This is a genomic window from Halomonas sp. (genome assembly GCF_014859505.1).
Classification (GTDB): domain Bacteria; phylum Pseudomonadota; class Gammaproteobacteria; order Pseudomonadales; family Halomonadaceae; genus Halomonas.
On the sequence record NZ_JACUUD010000221.1, the window covers coordinates 1 to 2,825 of the forward strand.

General features: G+C 65.4%; 6 protein-coding genes and 1 pseudogene. 1 reads left to right on the forward strand and 6 read right to left on the reverse strand.

Annotated features, from left to right (window positions below; genetic code table 11):
* Positions 1 to 311 (forward strand): tyrosine-type recombinase/integrase (locus IBX53_RS15625; RefSeq protein ID WP_367171625.1); only part of this gene is annotated, 311 nt, incomplete at its 5' end.
* Here IBX53_RS15625 and IBX53_RS15630 read toward each other — a convergent pair.
* The 6 genes and pseudogenes from IBX53_RS15630 to IBX53_RS15655 form a co-directional block, all read right to left on the reverse strand.
* Complete coding sequence (locus tag IBX53_RS15630) at positions 308 to 526, reverse strand: AlpA family transcriptional regulator (RefSeq protein ID WP_290911155.1); 219 nt, start codon at positions 524 to 526, stop codon at positions 308 to 310. The genes IBX53_RS15625 and IBX53_RS15630 overlap by 4 nt on opposite strands.
* A 34-nt stretch (positions 527 to 560) precedes the next feature.
* The gene (locus tag IBX53_RS15635; protein WP_290911158.1) at positions 561 to 1,004 is read right to left on the reverse strand and encodes a hypothetical protein; all 444 of its coding nucleotides are present in this window, start codon (positions 1,002 to 1,004) and stop codon (positions 561 to 563) included.
* Between the two features lie 53 nt (positions 1,005 to 1,057).
* A complete protein-coding gene (locus IBX53_RS15640) occupies positions 1,058 to 1,567 on the reverse strand; it encodes a hypothetical protein (protein WP_290911161.1) in 510 nt (169 codons plus the stop codon).
* A 48-nt stretch (positions 1,568 to 1,615) separates the two neighbouring features.
* Positions 1,616 to 2,116, reverse strand: a complete 501-nt coding sequence (locus tag IBX53_RS15645) for a siphovirus Gp157 family protein (RefSeq protein WP_290911163.1) — start codon at positions 2,114 to 2,116, stop codon at positions 1,616 to 1,618.
* A 37-nt stretch (positions 2,117 to 2,153) separates the two neighbouring features.
* Complete coding sequence (locus tag IBX53_RS15650) at positions 2,154 to 2,390, reverse strand: hypothetical protein (RefSeq protein WP_290911166.1); 237 nt, start codon at positions 2,388 to 2,390, stop codon at positions 2,154 to 2,156.
* Between the two features lie 47 nt (positions 2,391 to 2,437).
* Positions 2,438 to 2,825: pseudogene (locus IBX53_RS15655) on the reverse strand (hypothetical protein); the annotation flags it as partial.

The following is a 2,825-nucleotide window of genomic DNA, read 5'->3' on the forward strand; positions in this document are numbered from 1 at the left end:
AGCTGCCGGTGATCTCCGACGCCGCCATCAATATCTGCTTCAAGCAGATCGGTTATCAGGGCCGCATGACGGGGCACGGTTCCCGTCATACGGCCAAGACGTTGCTTTCCGAGCATGGCTGGCCCAGCGACTGGACGGAGATCCAGCTGGCCCACAAGCTGCCCGGCATGGAGGGCACCTACAACAAGGCCAACTACCTGAAGTCGCGCGCCGAGATGATGCAGTGGTACTGCGACTATCTGGACGCGCTCGAGGTTGGCATGACCGACGAGCAGCGCGATGTCTTCGAGGCCAGGGTGAAGCATCGTTAGTCTCTCCGTGCCATCTGCTGGCCCTGCCAGGCCTCGACCTCCTGTTTAACCCAGTAGAGGCGTGCCTTGCGTCCTTCGCTCATGGTGATCGGCTTCGGAAACGTCGGGTCTGTCTGCCGCAGGACGTAGAGCGCCTGACGGGTGCGCCCCACCTTTTCGGCCACCTTGTTGGTCGGCAGGAATACGATACCCAGGTCTTCTTTATCCGGAATCATCGCCGCTACCTCCATTCTTGCGTGGATCATCTGTTCAGCGGTTACTGGCTTGGCACACCCGGCGTGTATCCCCAAAGGTGCCTTCCAGGCGCAACTGCAACCCGTCGCGCTCTTCGACCAGATACTGCAGGCGTTCGGCAATACCGTCCGTGCCCTGCAGGGTGCTGGCAGGAACGCCGGCGGCATCAAGAGCGATCCGTAGGCGGTGCAGGTTGACGGCGATCTCCAGCCGGGTCGTGCTTGCCCAGGACTCCGGCCAGTCATTGTGCCGGCAGACGGCACGCTGCCAGTCCGCCTCCAGCCGGTGCCAGGCCTCGACAGGGTGGCTGTAGGCGACCGGCAGCAGGTCGATGCGCCGTGCCGCCAGGGCGACATAGCAGCGCTCGCCGGTGCTGAGGACGCCGATCAGGTCGGCCTCTTGATCGGCGCCGATGCCGCGGCGCAGGGTATCGACGATGGCTTCGAGTCGGGCGTTCATCTTGGTCTCCTTGCGCGGGAGCGCCCGCGCTCGTCATGTCTTGGCATACAGCCTCAGTAGAGGTATTCGCTGAAGGGCAGCTCCCGCAGCCGGTCACAGACTCCGTCCCAGCCGCAGTCGCACTCAGCACCGCGTCGAGCGGCACATTCGGACTCGTGGTCGCCATACTGGCCCACCCAGAGCCGCAGCAGGTCGCGCTGCTCGGCGAGATAGCGCACGCGCGCCACTTGGTCGACAAGACCATCACCGCGGCCCTCGACCGCGGCAGGCACATTGGCCTGATCCAGGGTCAGCTGGAGGCTGTTGATGTCCACCAGGCTATGCGCCCAGAACGGTGACCAGCCCTTGGCGCTGCAGATGCTGCGCTGCTTGTTGGCATCCAGACTGAACCACGCCTCGATGGGGTTGCCCCGCCCTTCGGGAATCAGGTCGTAGCGGTCCAGCTGCAGCGCCGTGATGCAGCGCTGTTCCTCGGTCATCTCGGCAAGCCAGCTCTGTAGCTGGGCCTCATCGACGCCGTCGCGGATCTTCTGAATGGTGGTGTTGAAATCGAAGGCTTCCATGTCGTGTCTCCTGACGGGGCGGGCGAGCCCGCCCCGATGTGTCTGTTGTCAGCGGATCGCCAGCCGAGTGCCGGTGGTGAGCCGTGCGCCCGGGATGGCACGCTCCTTGAGCGCCGCCTTGAGAGCAGCACGGTCGACCTTGATCGCGGTGACCTCGCGCTTGAACTCGGCGGGCAGCTTATCCTCGTCATCGACTTCCACCGATGGCGGATTCTTGCGAATGGCCAACTCGAACCAGGGCGACTCGATCCTGGTGATGCCGGTCGCCTCCATGTTCAGCTTGAGGTAGTCACGCAGGCCGGCGGCGCGGTTTTCGATGGCGCGGCGCCGCTGTGCCATGCGCGCCTCGGCCTCCTTGATCGCCTCGGCGGTGGCCTCGAGGTGGCGCAGGAAGGCGGCGACGTTGACGGCCTTCTCCTGCAGCTGGCCCTCGAGGCCCTCCAGCGTATCGGCAATCGCCTCCGTGGGCATGTCGAGCTCGGGATCGGAGAGCACTTCCAGTGCCTCCAGGTAGTCACTGCGGATCTCGTAAAGGGTGGGAAGTGTCATGTCAGGCTCCTTGCCCCGCCGCCGGCGGGGCGTTGGCTCAGCGAGGCAGACGCCCCGGTGGCAGGTGGCGAAACTCGGGGGCATGGTGCCAGACGTGGCCGCGGCGGCGCTGGTAGGCCAGCACACCCGCATGCACGTCCAGCGGATCCTCCTTGCCCTGCTCGCGCAACAGGCGGCGCAGCTCCTCGGCAGTCTCGCGGGGCACCCAGCGCAGGGCATAGGTGCCGTTGTCGCGAACCAGCCGGCGATAGGTGCAGTACTCGATGCGGTTCATGGCGTACCTCCTGCGGCCCCGCCCACCAAGCGCCGGGCGGGCGGGGCTCAGTCAAAAGGGATTTCGTCGTCGAAGTCCTGATAGGCACCCGGCGCCTGCTGCGGCATCGGCGCCTGAGGCTGACGGGCATTGGCATTGGCGTAACCGTTGACCTGACGGCTCTGAGCAGGCTGCTGCCCCCTGCCCTGGGCCTGCTGCTGGTCGCGCGAAAACACGCTGACCCAGCCCTGCCACTCGGGAATGCCGAGCGGTATGGCATCCAGCTTGATGGACGTGCCGCCGTCGTCGTGACGAAACACGCTGCCGATCTTCAGCCAGCGGCCCTTGGTCTGGCCTTGGTGGTCCTGATACTCGCCGGTCTTGATGGCGAGGTCATGGGTGGGATTATCGCGCCGTTGATGTAGCGGCTCTCGTCCGAGGCCAGGTACAGCGCCA